Origin of the sequence: Pigmentiphaga litoralis (genome assembly GCF_013408655.1) — a bacterium.
Taxonomy (GTDB): Bacteria; Pseudomonadota; Gammaproteobacteria; order Burkholderiales; family Burkholderiaceae_B; genus Pigmentiphaga; species Pigmentiphaga litoralis_A.
Genome location: NZ_JACCBP010000002.1, coordinates 37,438 through 52,785 on the forward strand (window position 1 = coordinate 37,438; position 15,348 = coordinate 52,785).

Genomic DNA, 15,348 nt, shown 5'->3' on the forward strand with positions numbered 1-15,348 from the left:
GCGAGATCCGGAATTCAGGAAACCGGCACTGCGGGCTGGGATGCTTGGGGGTGGCGGTGAGGCCATTCCGGTGAGCGGCGGGAAGGCGCCGCGGAGTCAACGAAGCGAGGATTGTACGCGGGCGGTTGCTCTTCCGTCATTGCAGCAAGAAGGCAGTCCCGGTTTGTTGCAATTGCGTCAGGGGATGGGCGTGCCGGCCATGCGGCGCACCAGCGTATCGGTGCGCGACGCCAGGTAGGCGGACCCCGGATGCTGGTCGTAGAAGCGCGGCCGCGGCAGCATGGACGCCAGCCGCGCTGATTGATAGGCCGTCAGATTGCTGGCCGACGTGCGGAAGTAGTGGCGGGCCGCGGCTTCGGCGCCGAACACGCCTTCTCCCCACTCGGCAATGTTCAGGTAGAGCTCAAGAATCCGCTCTTTGCTCATGACCGTTTCGATCATGTAGGTGATGACGACTTCCTGCGCCTTGCGCACGTAATTGCGCGAGTTGGACAGGAACAGGTTCTTGGCGACCTGCTGGGTGATCGTCGATCCGCCGCGCACGGGCTTGGACGGCGGCTTGCGGCCGCGGGCCAGGGCGCGTTCGGTGGCTTCGGCCAGTTGACGATTGTGTTCGTAGGCGCGCTCGATGGCGTCCCAGTCGATGCCGCCATGCTCGATGAAGTTGGCGTCTTCGGCCGCGATGGCCGCACGTTTGAGGTTATTGCTGATGCGGCCGTAATCGACCCACTGATACTGCAGACGGCGATTGGGGTCGATCGTTTGCAAGCGCGACAGTTCGCTGCGCATGACCGACGTCGATCCCGGCGCCTGGTAGGCGTACCAGACGACCCAGCCGAACAGCCACGCCTGGTACAGCACGACCAGCAGCAGGAAGACGCCCAGGATCTTGAACACGGTCCCCACCACCCCACGCTTGCGGGTCTTGGTGCCCCGGCCCGACGCTGCCGCCTTCCGTGCCGCCATCGTTCAGGCGCCCGTCTGCAACATGGCGCGCAGCGACGACAGCACCGGCGCCGTCTGCGGCCGCACGCCGCGCCACAAGAAGAAGCTTTCGGCTGCCTGCTCGACCAGCATGCCCAGGCCGTCGGCCGTGCGCGCCGCGCCATCGGTCGTGGCCTGACGCATGAATGCCGTGGGCTGCGAGGCATACATCATGTCGTACGCCAGCGAATCGGGTGCATACAGACCGGGGGGCAGATCGGGCGCGGTGTCGCCCAGGCTGCTTGCCGTGGCATTGATCACCACATCCCACTGGCTGTGCAGCATGATGCCGCTGGCCGTGCCGCCGGCGCTCAGGCGCGCCGCGGCGGGGTGCTCGGCAAACGCCTGCACCAGTTCATGCGCGCGGTCTTCGGTGCGATTGACCACGTGCAGGCGCTGCGCACCCGCCGACAGCAAGGGCAGCACCACGCCGCGCGCCGCGCCGCCCGCGCCCACCAGCAGCACCCGTGCGCGATCCAGCGCGACGCCCAGGCGGCCCAGGTCGCGCAGCAGCCCCACGCCATCGGTATTGCAGCCATGGAACTCGCCATGCCTGACCCACAGCGTGTTGACCGCGCCCGCCGCCATCGCGCGCGGCGTCTGGCGGCCGCGCGTCAGTTCGAACGCTTCCATCTTGAACGGCACCGTCACGTTCAGGCCCGCCCCACCCGTCGAAAAGAACTCGTCGACCGTATGCGGAAAGGCATCGACCGGGGCCGCCAGCCGTTCATAGACCATGTTCTGATCCGTCTGGCCCGCAAAAGCCGCATGGATCTGGGGAGACTTGCTGTGCATGACCGGGTTGCCGATCACGGCGTAGCGCGAGGGAAGGTCAGTGGGGGCCATTAACCGGGTGTCGCTATCAAGGAATCTTTGGTGAAGTGCCAGGTGCGCGTGATGGCGAGGATATCCGTGTCTTTCGCGATCTGGGGCGGGAAGGGCGGGAAAGGCGCAGCCAGCGCCACGATGCGGCGGGCGGCGTCGTTCAGGACTTTATGTTCTGACGGGCGGTCGATATCGAAGGACTCGATGCTGCCATCGGCCCGTATCAACACGGTCATCCGCAAGGATCCATACAGCCGGCCACGCGCTTCCGGCGGATAGTTGCGGTTCCCCACCGCTTCGATCCGGGTGCGCCACTGGTCCACGTAGGTCGCAAAACGGTATTCGGACGTCGACGGCGCAAAGAAATGCTTGCGCGGACGCTTGTTGTAATCCTCGATGCGATTGGCAATCTCGGCAAACTGCCGCGTGAGCTGATTCGCCCGCGTCTTGGCATCCACCGGCTGCTGGGTCGGCACCCCATTGGCCCCCTCGGGCGCGGGCGGCGGCGCGACATGCCGCTTCTGCGCCTCGACCTCGGCCGCCAGCAGGCGTTGCTGGGCTTCCAGCTGCGCCTGTTGCTGCTGCACGCTGGCCAGCATCTCGCCTTCGCTGTTGGCAGCCGACCGCGGGACCGGCGCCGCGGCACGGCCCCGATCGCTGTTGCCACCGCCATCGCTGTTCACCTGGGCCAGCACCTCGGCCTTGGCTGGCGCGGACTTGGTCCCGGCGTTGACCAGGATCACTTCCATGCCGATTTCCTGCGCCGTCGGCTTGGGCGGTTCGGGCGACGTGAAATGCACCGTCATCGCCAGGCCGTGCGTCAGCAGCGAAATCACCACCGCGGTTCGCATCAGACGATAGCGGCGATCGTGGAACAGGGACGCAATCGGGCCCGCCGGGCGGTCTGGGCGCCTGGGAGGCGGTGAGGATCGCGGCGCAGTCCGCGCTGCGCGAGGCGGAGCGGAAGAGCGAGAAGTCAAGGTAGCTGGCACGCCGCAATTGTAGGGGCAAGTTACGGCACGGGTGAGACTCAAACCGTCGCGCTGCGGCGTAAACAACGGCTGGACAGTTCGGGATGCTCGACCGTAGCGGCGCGAGGCTCGACGCTAGTGAGCAATCGCTATGCGCCAGGCGGAAGGCGGCGGCTACGCAGTGACTCGATAAGTCTGGCTAGGCGGTGACCCGATACGCCGGCGCTTGGCCCGCCAGGATGGCTTCGATCGCCTGCACCACCACGTCACGCTGCGCCAGGACGGACGCCGGCGACCGGCCCGACATATGCGGCGTCATCAGCACATTGGGATACGAGGTCAGTTCCGCCAGCAGTTCCGGCGACGGCGACGGCTCTTCTTCCAGCACATCCAGCCCCGCCCCCGCGATCGTGCCGCTGCGCAGCGCGTCCAGCAGGTCCGCCGTCTTGAGGACCGACCCCCGCGCCACATTGATCACGAAACCCTTAGGCCCCAGGGCATCAAACGCCGGTTTCGACAGCAAATGACGGGTGGCCGGGCCGCCCGGACAGCAGGCAAACAGAAAATCGCTGGCCGCCGCCAGGCTGATAACGTCGGGGTGATAGCTGGCCTGGAAAGCCGACTCCACCTCGGGCTTGCGCCGGGGCGAGTGATAGGCGATCGACGCCCCGAACGCCGCCGCCCGCGCCGCCACCAGCTGCCCGATCTGCCCCATTCCAAGAATGCCCACCCGCGACCCGCTGAACGCCGGCCGCGACGCCCGCAGATCCATCCACGGCGTGCCGCCTCGCAAGGCCTGGTGCAGCGGCGCATAGCCCCGCGCCAGACTCAGCGCAAACCCCACCGCATGTTCCGCCACCGACACCGAATTGGTCCCCGGCCCGTGCGTGACCGTCACGCCCCGCTGCGCCGCCGCCGCCACATCGATGTTCTCGTACCCCGCGCCGATCGCCATGATCAGCTTGAGGCGGGGCATGCGGTCCATCAGCGCCGGCGCACAGCCCACGGTGCCGTTGGTGAGCACGGCCACGGTGTCCGACAAGCCCGGCTCGGCCCAGTCCATCGTGTCCGGCCCCTGTTCATACAAGTGCAGCCGGAAGCGGGATTCCAGCGCGGTGCGCATCGGACCGGACAGACCGATCAGCGCCAGGACGTCGTGGGGCATGGGGGACCTATGTGAAGAGTCAGGGCAGGGTAGAGGGGACCGTTGAAGGGTCGACAGCAGCCACTTCCTTGACGGCGCCCTTCCAGCCGCTTTCCGTGATGTCGAACACCGTGCCGTCAGGCATGCGGTATTTGACCTCATAAAAGACGTTCGGATCGGTTTCTCTGCGGCCCGTGAGATAGGTGCCGCCCGCATCCATCACACGCTGTTCGGCCTCTTCAAGGTTGTCCACCCACATCCCGAAGTGAATCACTCCCCGCACGTCTTTCAGTCCGGCGAATCCCGGCACCGTCTCGTTCGTAAAGTCGAGTAGCGCCACGTTCATGACGCCGTCAGTCATGTAAATGCCTCGCATCGCGGGGCCGGCCCGGGTCATGCCGAAAGCCTTCTCGAAAAACTGCGCGGCCGCTTCCGGGTCGCTGACCGACAACGCGATATGTCTGAGTTTGTCCATGATCTCTCCGGCTACCTGCGAACCCGCGCAAGTGGAAAAAGCTGTTGAAAAAGTATTCCTGGATATATTATTGGTATACCCAAAGAAGAACAAGAGAACAAATTAGCCAGGTCTGCGCACCAGAAAGACTTCTGGAATGCAAATTGCATTGTGAAGTTCGCATCGCCTTGCTGCCCCAATCGGGTGCGGCGTTCAGTCTTCCATTCCTAGGGGTATCGCCATGACACGCAGGTCTTGCTTCATCGCCTCAAGCTTCCTCGCCGTCGTTTCCGCGCTGATCACGCACACTAGTGCGGCCGACACGCCTGCGCCGGCATGGCCGACGCGGCCAGTAACGATCGTGGTGCCCTTCGCCCCAGGGGGGAACACGGATCTCATGGCGCGCCTGATCGGCGAACGCCTGACCAAGTCATTGGGTGGACCCTTCATCGTCGACAACAAGGGAGGCGCTGGCGGGACCATCGCTGCCGACTTCGTTGCCAAGGCACCCGCCGATGGGTACACGCTCTTCATGGCAACGCTCACTCAGATATCCACGGCGCCGTTCACCAACAAGATCCGATACGACCCCATCAAGGACTTTGTGCCAATCGCCAATGTGGGCGGCAACCCGTTCGTGATTACTGTCAGCACCCAGAAGCCGTACAAGACCGTGGCGGAGATGATCGATTACGGCAAACGCAATCCCGGCAAATTGAATATGGGCAACGCCGGGGTGGGTGGCCTGACTCACCTGTCCGGCTTGTTGTTCGCCAGGCGGGCGGGCATCGAAGTGACGGAGGTGCCCTACAAGGGCGCGGCGTTGGCGCTGGCGGACGTGCTGAGCGGCCAGACCGATCTGTATTCGGGAAACCTGTCGGAAGTGCTTCCTTATGCGAACAACGCCAAGGTCCGGTTGATGGCGGTGTCGAGCAAGTCGCGCATCCGGCAGTTGCCGGACGTGCCCACGGTCTCCGAACTCTTTCCCGATGCCCAACCGGTCGAAACGTGGAACGGCCTGGTCGGACCTGCCGCGATGCCCAGCGCCATCGTCGACAGGATCGCCGAAGCCGTGATGGCGGCGCATGCGTCGCCCGAGTTCCAGAAGCGCCTTGAAGACGCTGGCATTACCCCGTTGCCCGAAGCCAAAGCGGCTTTTGCGCGGCGTATCCAGAACGACATCGCGACCTGGAAACCCATCGCTGAACAAGCAGGCATCACACCCGAGTGAGGGCGCGGTGCCATGAGAGCAGTCAGGAGATGAACAGCATGAAGCATGGACAACCCCAGCGCGTCCTGATCGTCGGCGCCGGGCCGGTCGGCATGGTGTGTGCCCTGGCATTGCATCGGCAAGGCATTCCCGTCACTGTGTTCGAGCAGGAAGCCGGCCCGGTCCACGATCAGCGGGCGGCGTCGCTGCACCCCACCACGCTGGACATGCTCGACGACCTGGGCGTGACCCGGACCATCGTGCCGCGGGGCCTGGTGTCGGAGACCTATCAGTACCGTGATCGGGTCAGTGGCGCGTTGATCGCCGAATTCGATCTGTCGACGATGCGCGATGTCTTCCGGTTTCCCTACGTGCTGCAGTATGAGCAATACAAGCTGACGCATGACATCGCGCAAACCTACGCCGATCAATCTGACTTCGACGTGCGTTATGGGCATCGCCTGCGGTCGGTGGTGCAGCACGACGGTAGCGTGGACATCGAAGTCGACGGTCCTGATGGTCCCGAGCGTCATTCGGGTGCGTATCTGATCGGCGCGGACGGCGGCCGCAGCACCGTGCGCAAGGCGGCCGGCATCGCGTTCGAAGGGTTCACCTATCAGGAACGCTTCATCAAGATCGCCACCGACTTCGACTTTCAATCGGGCCATCCGGACTACGCGTACCGCAACTATTTTTCCGATCCCGACGAATGGTGCAATCTGTTCAAGGTACGCGGTGAAGACGGCGCCGGGCTGTGGCGCGCCATCTTCCCCACCCGGTCGGATGAGTCGGAAGCCGAAGCGCTCAGCCCCGACGGTATCGAAGCCCGGCTGCAAAAGTTCTTTCCGAAGGCCGGGCGCTACGACGTGGCCTACGTCAATGTCTACAACGTCAGCCAGCGGGTGGCCCAGACCTTCCATCGCGGCCGCCTTCTGCTGGTGGGGGACGCCGCGCATGTCAATAATCCCATCGGCGGCATGGGCATGAACGGCGGGATCCATGATGCGATCAATCTGGCGGGCAAGCTGACCGATGTGCTGCTGCACGGTGTGGACGGCGCACATCTGGACCTGTACAGCCGTCAACGCCGCCATGCTGCGGTGTCGTTCGTGCAGGCGCAGACCATTGCCAACAAAAAGCTGCTTGAAGAAAAGGATCCTGCCAGCCGGCTGGCCAAGTTTGACGAACTGCGCCGCACGGCTTCCAATCCAGAGTCCGCCCGCCGCTATATGCGCCGGGCTTCCCTTCTTGAAAGCCTGGAAACCGCCAATGCCATCGATTGATTCCACCCGCGTCATCAATCCGCTTGAACCGCTAGGCAGTTTGCCGGCCGACCAGGCGGCCTTGCTGGAATCGATTGGCCCGATTTGGGGAACCGACATCAACGGGTTTCGCGATGTCGTGTTCAATGCCTACACGCCTCTGGTGTCGGCGACGCCCAAAGAGGGCATGACGATGCATAAAGACCTGGCGTATGGCGCAAGCGCCAGACAGGTGCTGGACGTGTTCCAGCCTGAGGGAGCTCAAGACGCCGACGTGGTCGTCTTTGTGCATGGCGGCGCGTTCATCCGTGGCGCCAAAAGTTCGAACGGCCATATCTACGACAACGTGTGCTGGTGGTTCGCGCGCCAGGGATGCGTGGCCGTCAATGTCGAATACCGGCTGGCGGCCGAGGCACCATTTCCTGGCGGAACAGAAGACGTTGCGTCGGCCGTGGACTGGGTCGTGGCCAACATTGCCTCGTTCGGAGGCAACCCGCGCCGGGTGTTCCTGATCGGCCATTCGGCGGGCGGCACGCACGTCGCCAGTTATTGTTTTGACCCGAACCATCCACGCCGCGCGGCGGCCGAAGTCTGCGGCGCCATTCTGATCAGTGGCCGGTTGCAGGCGGACGTGCTGGACGGCAATCCCAACGCCAAGGCAGTGCAGGCCTATTTCGGCGACGATGCCTCGACGTACGCGCTGCGTTCGCCGGCCACCCACGCTGCCCATTGCGACCTGCCGGTCATGGTCGTCATTGCCGAATACGAAAACCCGTATCTGGATCTGTACGGGGTCGCCTTCGTGCAGAGCCTGTGCGAAGCCCGCGGCAAGGTGCCTCGATTCCTGCAGATGCGCAAACACAATCACACGTCGATCGTGGCGCATTTCGACAGCGGTGAAGAGCTGCTGGGACGCGAGATCCTCGATTTCATGCGCACTGCGTGATCGTGTATCTTTCAGGGTCCACGCCCGCGCCCGGACCTTCGCGCGGGCGGTCAGGCTTAACCCAGGCAGTCATGTCCACCATCTCGTCCAAACTTTCCAAACTGCTCGCTGCACAGATTGTCGATGGCACCTACCCCCCGGGCGCGAAACTCGAAGAGCGGGTGCTGGCTGAAAAATTCGAGGTGTCGCGTACGCCGATCCGCGAAGCGCTGCGGGAGTTGGGAAGCAAGGGGCTGGTCGAAGTCGTGCCTCGGCGCGGGGTGGTGGTCGCGCGCATCGGCGTCGGTGAACTGGCCAAGCTTCTGGAAGCAGATTGCGAGCTGGAAGCGCTCTGTGCCCGCCGCGCCGCCGAATGCATGACAGCCATGGAGAAGAAGGAACTCGAATTCATTTTCGAGCAAAGCACAACGCTCAGCCGGGAGGGCGATATCGAAGCCTACCTGGCCAACAACCGGCAATTCCACAATCTGATTCTGGTGGGCGCGCACAACGATGTGCTGACCGGAATGGTGGCCGATCTGCGCGAGCGGCTTGCTCCGTTTCGCCAGGCTCAGTCGCAGGTCGACGACCGGCTACAGATCTCTCACGATGATCACGCCGCCATTGTCCAGGCGATTCTGGCCGGCGATTGCGAAGGGGCGTACAACGCGACGCGCAGTCACCATGCGCGGCTGGGCAATAGCGTGCTGCGCCTTATCCGCAGCCGGCAGGATGTCGCGGCATGATCTGACAAAGGGTGCCTTTCGGCACCCTTTGTCATTGCGGCGGTGCGGACGGTTCGCTGTCCGCTGACGTATCCAGCGGCGGTTCGCTGGCTCCCGCCGTGTCCAACGGCAAATCGTTGGCATCCGGGCCATCCGCGGCTTCGACTTCGGCGGTCTCGGCGACGGCGTCGGGGCTGACGTCGCCGGTGGCCAGTTCCACGTCGGTGTCGACGAGCAGGGGCTCCTCTTCAGGGGCTTCCAGGGCTTCGGTCTGGACCACTTCCACAAAGCGGCAGTCAAGTTCCAGGTCGAGCTCGTCGCTGCCCATGATGTCGAGCAGGACGGTCTGGCCGCGCTGCAGCGCCGGAAGGCCGCCGACCCGCGTGAAGAGCGGCACGTCCTTGAGGCGGACGGCGTCTTCGCGCAGCACGACGGCCTCGGCGCGGGTGACGCCTTCCTGCTTGAGCCAGCGCAGGCACCAGAAGCGTTCCATCTGCTGCTGGAAGTCCGAGTACGCCGAATACTTGCCATCGAAGTTGCTGATGATGGCGAACAGGTCGGCTTCGCGCGGCTTGAAGGGCGCCACCAGGCGCGCCGACACGCCGTGTTCCACCGCGGCCAGCAGCTGGCCCTGGTTGACCAGGTCGACATACCGCCGCAGCGGCGACGTGCACCAGGCGTATTGCGGCACGCCGATCGAATCGTGCGGCGCGGCCACGGTGCTCATGCGCACGCGGCCCATCTGCTGCGACCGGTAGATGCCGGGTACGCCGCAGCTGGCGAGCAATCCGCCCCACAGGTTGTTGGCCAGGATCATGTACTCGGCCACCATGCGGTCCAGCGGCGCATTGCGCTTGCGCTGCACGATGCGAACCGTCGCCTCGTCGGGCAGGTCGGGGTCGCCATCGACATAGAAGCTGAAGTCGACGCGGTTGTTCAGTTCCGGACGGCCGCGGACGGCGTCCCGTTTGGCGGACAGCTTCTGCGCCAGGTTCCACAGCGGGCGGAACAGGTCGGCGTAGGGCAGGTCGGACGCGGGGTCGTCCAGGGCGGCTTCGCTGACGGACTCGTCCAGCAGGTTGTGCCGCAAATTCTCTTTGACGACGACACGTTCGATGCGCGTCTCGCTCGCAATCACGTCGCCGGTAGCGGGGTCGGCCGTCACGTACAAGGACAGCGCCGGCACGGGCTTGCCGGCGTCGAGCGAGAACGCCGCAATGACCTCGTCCGGCTGCATCGGGATCTTTTCGCCGGGCATGTAGACGGTGGACATGCGGCCGCGCGCGAGCAGGTCGAGCGGGCTGTCGCGGGTCACGCTCAGGGCCGGCGCGGCGATGTGGATGCCCACGCGCACGTTGCCGTCGGCCAGCGTTTCCACCGACAGGGCGTCGTCGATTTCGGTCGTGGTGACGTCGTCGATCGAATACGCGTCGACCGTGGCCAGCGGCAATTCGGTGGGCACGGGCGGCACGGTCACGGGCGCGAACGCCGTGCCTTTCGGGAAATGCTCGCCATGGAAGCGGCGCTTGTGGATCGCAAGGGCGCTGGGGAAGGCGCCCAGATTCAGCAGCAGGCGGTCCGGACGGATCTGGATCTGCGTGCAGGCCATATCAAAGGCCTTCCACTCTTGCGTGTTCTTGTCCGGCTTGAACAGCAGGATCTCGGCCATGCGCGCCATGGCGTCGGGCAGCGTGCCCGCCTTCATTTCGTCGGCCCAGGCCTGCTGTTGTTCGGCCTGGCGTTTCTTCTTTTCGACCGCGGCCAGCGCGGCGGCCAGAATGTCGGGCGGCGCCGGACGGAATTTGCCCTTGCCGCGACGATGGAAATACACCGGTGCGCCGTGCAGGCGGAACAGCAGCGCGGCCTGTTCGACCGGGCCGGGCTTGTGGCCAAAATATTCTTCGGCCAGGGCCGGCACGTCAAAGTCTTCCTTGGGCGCGCATTCCCACAGGAATTCCAGGTCGAGGTCGCCCGAGGCAGCCTCGGCTTCCTTGACGAGCGCGTCGGGCGACGGCTTTTCAAACCGCAGAATGACGGCGGTTTTCTTGATCTTGCTGCGTTTGCCGGAGGTGGCTTCGACCTGCAGGCTGGCGTCGGTCTCGCTCAGCAGGGTGGCCGCCTTGAAACCGCCGTCATCCTCGTATAAGACATGCATTGCTAACAATCCTGCTGCGCCAGCGGCGCGTTATTCGTCATGGGGGGCATGCGGATGCGGGGCATCGGCAAAGGCCAGTACTTCAGGCAGCCAGGTCGCAAAATCGGCGATGCCATGGTCGCTGCCTTCGATGATGCGTTGGCGCGCACCGGCGTAGAAATCGCGCATTTCAGTCCAGTCGAGCACTTCGTCGCCCGTCGCGGCCACCAGAAAGTAGCGGTCAGGGTCGGTAATGCGCGGGACTTCCATGGCCTTCAGTTCGTCGACGTACGCCGGCGTGAACACGAAGGGCTGGTTGTCATGGTAAGAGGTGTGTTCGCCCACTTGCGTGGCAAGGTCCCGCGCGGCGTGGACAGCCGGGTTGAGCAGCACGGCGCGGCACCCCAGGCGTTCGGCCAGCCAGGTGGCATAGTAGCCGCCCAGCGACGATCCGATAATGGTCAGGCCGGGGCGCGGACGGTCGGCCGACTGGCGCACGCCGGCCCGGCGCTGCAGGTCGGCCGCCAGCGATTCCGCCAGTTCGACGGCACGCCGCGGGCTGGCGGACAGGGCAGGGCAGGCCCATTCATCACTGCGCCCCTGCGCGGCCAGGACCTGCGCCAGCAGCCGCGACTTGAACGATTCGGGCGATGAGCGGAATCCGTGCAGATACAGGATCATGGCTGCGATCCTTTGGCAGAAGACGCCGCGGGACGCGTCGGATCTGGGACATCCGCAGTCCCCACCGCCCCGACGGCACCTTGCACCGAGCCGCCATCGAACCGCGCCGCCAGCGCCGCCAGCAGCTTGCCGTGCACGCCGCCAAATCCGCCATTGCTCATGACCAGTACGTGATCGCCCGGCGCGGCGTCTGCCGACACCGCCGCCACCAGCGCCTGCAGGTCAGAGAACACCTGGGCCTTGTTGCCCAGGGGCGCCAGGGCGTCCGCCGCGGACCAGCCCAGCGCCTGCTTGCCGTCGGTCGCGCCGTAGCAATAGACCTGGTCGGCCTGATGCAGCGACGCCGGCAATTGCGCCTTCATGGCGCCCAGTTTCATCGTGTTGGAACGCGGTTCCAGCACGGCCAGGATACGGCCGGACGGCATGCGGCGGCGCAATCCCGCCACAGTCGTCTCGATCGCGGTGGGGTGATGCGCAAAGTCGTCGTAGACACGGATGTCGGCTACCGTGCCCCGCAATTCCATGCGGCGTTTGACCCCGGCAAAGCGGCTCAGCGCCGCAGTGGCCTCGGAGGGTGACACGCCGACGTGATCGGCCGCGGCAATCGCCGCCAGCGCGTTCATCCGGTTGTGCGCGCCGCTCAACGCCCATCGCACCGTACCCACCGGGGATCCACGCAGGGCAACTTCGAACGCGCCGTCATCCTGTTCGGCGCCAGCCTGCCAGTCGGCGTCGGCACCGAAGGTGACGGTGTCCGACCAGCACCCCCGGGCCAGCACACGGTCGATCGCGCTCGTGTGCGTCGGGGCAATGATCCGGCCCGACATGGGCACGGTGCGGACCAGATGATGGAATTGGGTTTCGATCGCCGTAAGATCCGGAAAGATATCGGCGTGGTCGTATTCCAGATTGTTGAGCACTACTGTGCGCGCACGGTAATGGACAAACTTCGACCGCTTGTCGAAAAACGCGGTGTCGTATTCGTCGGCTTCGATCGCGAACACGTTGCGCCCCGCCGCGCCCGGGGCGGGGGTGGTGCCCAGCCGCGCGGACATGCCGAAGTCCTGCGGCACCCCGCCCACCAGGAACGATGGCGCCAGTCCGGCCTGTTCCAGGATCCACGCCAGCATCGCTGTCGTGGTCGTCTTTCCGTGCGTGCCTGCCACGGCCAGAACATGGCGGCCGGCCAGCACATGCTCGCCCAGCCACTGCGGGCCCGACGTATAGGGCAGCCCGGCGTCAAGAATCGCTTCCATCAGCGGGTTGCCGCGGGTCACCACGTTGCCGATCACGAACAGGTCGGGCCGCAGCGCGATCTGGTCGGCGCCAAAGCCTTCGATCAGGTCGATGCCCTGTTCGGTCAGCTGGGTGCTCATGGGCGGATAGACGCCCGCGTCGCAACCGGTCACCCGGTGGCCGGCCGCCCGGGCGATCAGTGCCAGGCCGCCCATGAAGGTGCCGCAGATGCCAAGGATGTGTAGGTGCATGTCCGGAAGTCCGCGCGGTGCGGCGCGTATCAGGTTAGGGAGGGGGATTGTAGAGCGTCTTGCGCCGCGAGCCCCCATCCGGGCAGGGCAAAACTGTCCATGCAGCGCCACCGGACGGCGGCAGGGCAGGCGATCGGCCGGAGGGTAACAAGGCGCAAGACGTCCAGGCGGCGGCATGTTGGCGCAGCGCTCAGGAAGTATCATGAGAGGTCGCATTCTTGGAGCAATCATGACGCACCCCTTTTTGCGCCAGGAAATCGCCGCGGCGGCGGCCCGCATGATCGCCGAAGACGGGCTGGACTACAGCACGGCCAAACGCAAGGCGATCAAGCAGCTGGTGGGGCCGGGCACCCTTCCGCGTGGCGACCTCCTGCCCGACAACGACGAGATCGAGACCGAGGTGCGCGAGTACCAGGCCTTGTATATGGGCGACACGCAGCCGATGCGGCTGGCTCGCCTGCGTCAGGTCGCGCTGTCGGTCATGGAACGGCTGGCCATCTTCCGTCCGTACCTGGTGGGTCCGGTGTGGACCGGCACGGCGGGGGAGCATTCCGATATCTATCTGCAGTGCTTTGTCGACTCTTCCAAGGAAGTCGAGATCTACCTGATCAACCATGGCATCCAGTACGAAGTGGGTGAACGCCCGGATTTTCGTGGTGGCCGGAAGATGGTCGAAGCGTTGTACTTCATGTGGCAGGACGAAGGCGTGGTCCTGAGCATCTACGACAGCCACGCCCTGCGCGGCGCACTGCGTACGGGGGCCGACGGGCGCCCTGAACGCGCCAATGCCAAGGCGCTTGAACGGCTCATCAACGAGACCGCCACGCCTTCAGGAGATGACGAATGAATCGCCGACGTGCGTTGACCTTTGCCGGTGTCGGCGCCTTGGCCGCGGTGGCCGGCGGCACACTGGCCTGGCAGCGTTATGCCCCGGGCGCCGCAGGCGACAAGGCCGTGAATATCCTGTTTGCCCAGCGGCTGGCCGCGTTGGATGGTACCGAGCAGGCCTTGTCCCAGTGGCAAGGACGGCCGCTGGTGGTCAATTTCTGGGCAACCTGGTGCGCGCCCTGCGTGGACGAGATGCCCGAACTCGACGCCTTGCAGGCTGAACTCAAGGATACGGCGCAATTTATTGGCATCGGCATCGATTCAGCCGCCAACATGAAGCGATTTGTTGAAAAGGTCGCGGTGCGCTACCCCTTGCTGGTCGCCGGCAACGTCGGCACCGAATTGGCCCGTGAATTGGGCAATACCAGCGGCGGGCTGCCTTTTACCGTCGTGATCGACGAAAAAGGCGCGCTTATCCATCAATACGCCGGGCGGATCCACGTGGATACTTTGCGTTCGGTCGTGCGCGGAGCCTGACGTGGCAGCGGCAGGACGTTTCTGACCCGCCCAGGCAAGAAAAATCCGCGTTTTGGTTACACTTGATGGACAATGTAGGGTGATTCGCGTAAAAATCGCGCCCTTCTGACTCGCTTACAGGCACCATGGCCACACGCATCCTCGTCTTGCACGGCCCGAACCTGAATCTGCTCGGCACCCGTGAACCCGGTATCTACGGGTCGACGACGATGGCCGACATCGATGCCCGCCTGGCTGCGCTTGCGCAGACCAGCGGCGCGGTGACCGCCTCTTATCAGAGCAATCATGAAGGCGCGCTGATCGATCGCATTCAGGCTGCGCGGGATGATGGGACCGATTTCATCGTCATCAACCCGGCGGCGTTCACGCATACCAGTGTCGGTATTCGGGATGCGTTGGCAGCCGTGGGCCTCCCGTTCATCGAGGTCCACCTGTCGAACGTCCACAAGCGGGAAGCGTTCAGGCATCACTCCTACTTTTCCGATCTGGCCGTGGGTGTGATTGCCGGGCTGGGTGCCGATGGCTACGAAGCGGCAGTGCGCTACGCACTGACGCACTAAAAAGAATTTTGTTAGGGAACCATCCATGGATCTCCGAAAGCTGAAAACCTTGATCGACCTCGTTGCCGAGTCCGGTATTGCCGAACTGGAAATCACCGAGGGCGAAGGCAAGGTCCGTATCGTCAAATTTGCGCAGGGTGGGCAGGTTGGCGTGATGTCCGGCGTGCAGCCTTACCCCGTCGCGCCGCAGGCCGCACCGCCCGCCGCCGCGCCTGCTGCCGAAGCCGCACCGGTTCCGGCCCCGGCCCCCACGGGCCACGCCGTGAAGTCGCCCATGGTCGGCACGTTCTACCGCGCGCCCAACCCCGGCTCGCCGGTGTTTGTCGAAGTGGGTCAGACCGTCAAGGAAGGCGACCCGCTGTGCATCATCGAAGCGATGAAGCTGCTGAACGAGATCGAAGCCGACAAGTCCGGCGTGATCAAGGAAATCCTGGTCGAGAACGGCCAGCCGGTCGAATACGGCCAACCGCTGTTCATCATCGGCTGATTCCGGTCAGCCTTCCGCGCCGCATGACGCCTGGGGCGATGCGGCGCCGCAATTATGTATCTGTCGGGGCGCGCGCGCCCGCGTGGCGCTGGCCGCCAGGACGCGGCCAGACCGCACGCCCCGACGTTTTCAGG

At 64.7% G+C, this 15,348-nt stretch carries 15 protein-coding genes and 1 pseudogene; 8 read left to right on the top strand and 8 right to left on the bottom strand.

Translation table 11 applies throughout. The annotated features are described in order from the left end of the window. Nucleotides 1–177: 177 nt before the first annotated feature. The 5 genes from mtgA to HD883_RS20470 all read right to left on the bottom strand — a co-directional run bounded on the left by mtgA (nt 178) and on the right by HD883_RS20470 (nt 4,399). Nucleotides 178–966 carry a monofunctional biosynthetic peptidoglycan transglycosylase gene (mtgA, locus tag HD883_RS20450; protein WP_179588845.1) on the bottom strand — a complete coding sequence of 263 codons (789 nt, stop codon included), beginning with the start codon at nt 964–966 and terminating at the stop codon, nt 178–180. A gap of 3 nt (nt 967–969) precedes the next feature. Then, nucleotides 970–1,830, bottom strand: a complete 861-nt coding sequence (gene aroE / locus HD883_RS20455; protein WP_179588846.1) for a shikimate dehydrogenase — start codon at nt 1,828–1,830, stop codon at nt 970–972. Then, nucleotides 1,830–2,660 carry a TonB family protein gene (locus tag HD883_RS20460; RefSeq protein ID WP_179588847.1) on the bottom strand — a complete coding sequence of 277 codons (831 nt, stop codon included), beginning with the start codon at nt 2,658–2,660 and terminating at the stop codon, nt 1,830–1,832. Before HD883_RS20460 ends, aroE begins: the two co-directional genes overlap by 1 nt. 319 nt (nt 2,661–2,979) lie before the next feature. Then, nucleotides 2,980–3,945, bottom strand: a complete 966-nt coding sequence (locus tag HD883_RS20465; protein ID WP_179588848.1) for an NAD(P)-dependent oxidoreductase — start codon at nt 3,943–3,945, stop codon at nt 2,980–2,982. A 19-nt stretch (nt 3,946–3,964) separates the two neighbouring features. After that, nucleotides 3,965–4,399 carry a VOC family protein gene (locus HD883_RS20470; protein ID WP_179588849.1) on the bottom strand — a complete coding sequence of 145 codons (435 nt, stop codon included), beginning with the start codon at nt 4,397–4,399 and terminating at the stop codon, nt 3,965–3,967. A gap of 376 nt (nt 4,400–4,775) precedes the next feature. On the opposite strand from HD883_RS20470, the gene HD883_RS20480 reads away from it, so the two are divergent. From HD883_RS20480 to HD883_RS20495, 4 genes are all read left to right on the top strand, one after another. Further along, entirely contained in the window at nt 4,776–5,609 is an 834-nt protein-coding gene (locus tag HD883_RS20480; protein ID WP_257022573.1) for a Bug family tripartite tricarboxylate transporter substrate binding protein, read from the top strand. A gap of 38 nt (nt 5,610–5,647) precedes the next feature. Next, nucleotides 5,648–6,871, top strand: coding sequence for an FAD-dependent oxidoreductase (locus tag HD883_RS20485; RefSeq protein ID WP_179588851.1), 1,224 nt, complete (start codon nt 5,648–5,650; stop codon nt 6,869–6,871). Then, nucleotides 6,858–7,796 carry an alpha/beta hydrolase gene (locus HD883_RS20490; RefSeq protein ID WP_179588852.1) on the top strand — a complete coding sequence of 313 codons (939 nt, stop codon included), beginning with the start codon at nt 6,858–6,860 and terminating at the stop codon, nt 7,794–7,796. The genes HD883_RS20485 and HD883_RS20490 overlap by 14 nt, the downstream gene beginning before the upstream one ends. A gap of 71 nt (nt 7,797–7,867) precedes the next feature. Beyond that, entirely contained in the window at nt 7,868–8,521 is a 654-nt protein-coding gene (locus HD883_RS20495; protein ID WP_179588853.1) for a GntR family transcriptional regulator, read from the top strand. A 31-nt stretch (nt 8,522–8,552) separates the two neighbouring features. Here the strand turns inward: HD883_RS20495 and HD883_RS20500 are convergent, their stop codons facing one another. From HD883_RS20500 to mpl, 3 genes and pseudogenes are all read right to left on the bottom strand, one after another. Then, nucleotides 8,553–10,655, bottom strand: coding sequence for a ribonuclease catalytic domain-containing protein (locus tag HD883_RS20500; protein ID WP_179588854.1), 2,103 nt, complete (start codon nt 10,653–10,655; stop codon nt 8,553–8,555). 30 nt (nt 10,656–10,685) lie between these two features. Continuing rightward, a complete protein-coding gene (locus HD883_RS20505) occupies nt 10,686–11,315 on the bottom strand; it encodes a YqiA/YcfP family alpha/beta fold hydrolase (RefSeq protein ID WP_179588855.1) in 630 nt (209 codons plus the stop codon). A 95-nt stretch (nt 11,316–11,410) separates the two neighbouring features. After that, nucleotides 11,411–12,802 (bottom strand): annotated as a pseudogene (mpl, locus tag HD883_RS20510) (UDP-N-acetylmuramate:L-alanyl-gamma-D-glutamyl-meso-diaminopimelate ligase); the annotation flags it as partial. Between the two features lie 229 nt (nt 12,803–13,031). Here mpl and HD883_RS20515 point away from each other — a divergent pair. The 4 genes from HD883_RS20515 to accB all read left to right on the top strand — a co-directional run bounded on the left by HD883_RS20515 (nt 13,032) and on the right by accB (nt 15,214). Next, entirely contained in the window at nt 13,032–13,649 is a 618-nt protein-coding gene (locus tag HD883_RS20515) for a hypothetical protein (protein ID WP_179588857.1), read from the top strand. Beyond that, nucleotides 13,646–14,167, top strand: coding sequence for a TlpA family protein disulfide reductase (locus HD883_RS20520; RefSeq protein WP_179588858.1), 522 nt, complete (start codon nt 13,646–13,648; stop codon nt 14,165–14,167). The genes HD883_RS20515 and HD883_RS20520 overlap by 4 nt, the downstream gene beginning before the upstream one ends. Nucleotides 14,168–14,292: 125 nt before the next feature. Next, the gene (aroQ, locus tag HD883_RS20525; protein WP_179588859.1) at nt 14,293–14,727 is read left to right on the top strand and encodes a type II 3-dehydroquinate dehydratase; all 435 of its coding nucleotides are present in this window, start codon (nt 14,293–14,295) and stop codon (nt 14,725–14,727) included. 25 nt (nt 14,728–14,752) lie between these two features. Then, nucleotides 14,753–15,214, top strand: coding sequence for an acetyl-CoA carboxylase biotin carboxyl carrier protein (gene accB / locus HD883_RS20530; RefSeq protein ID WP_179588860.1), 462 nt, complete (start codon nt 14,753–14,755; stop codon nt 15,212–15,214). Nucleotides 15,215–15,348: the final 134 nt, after the last annotated feature.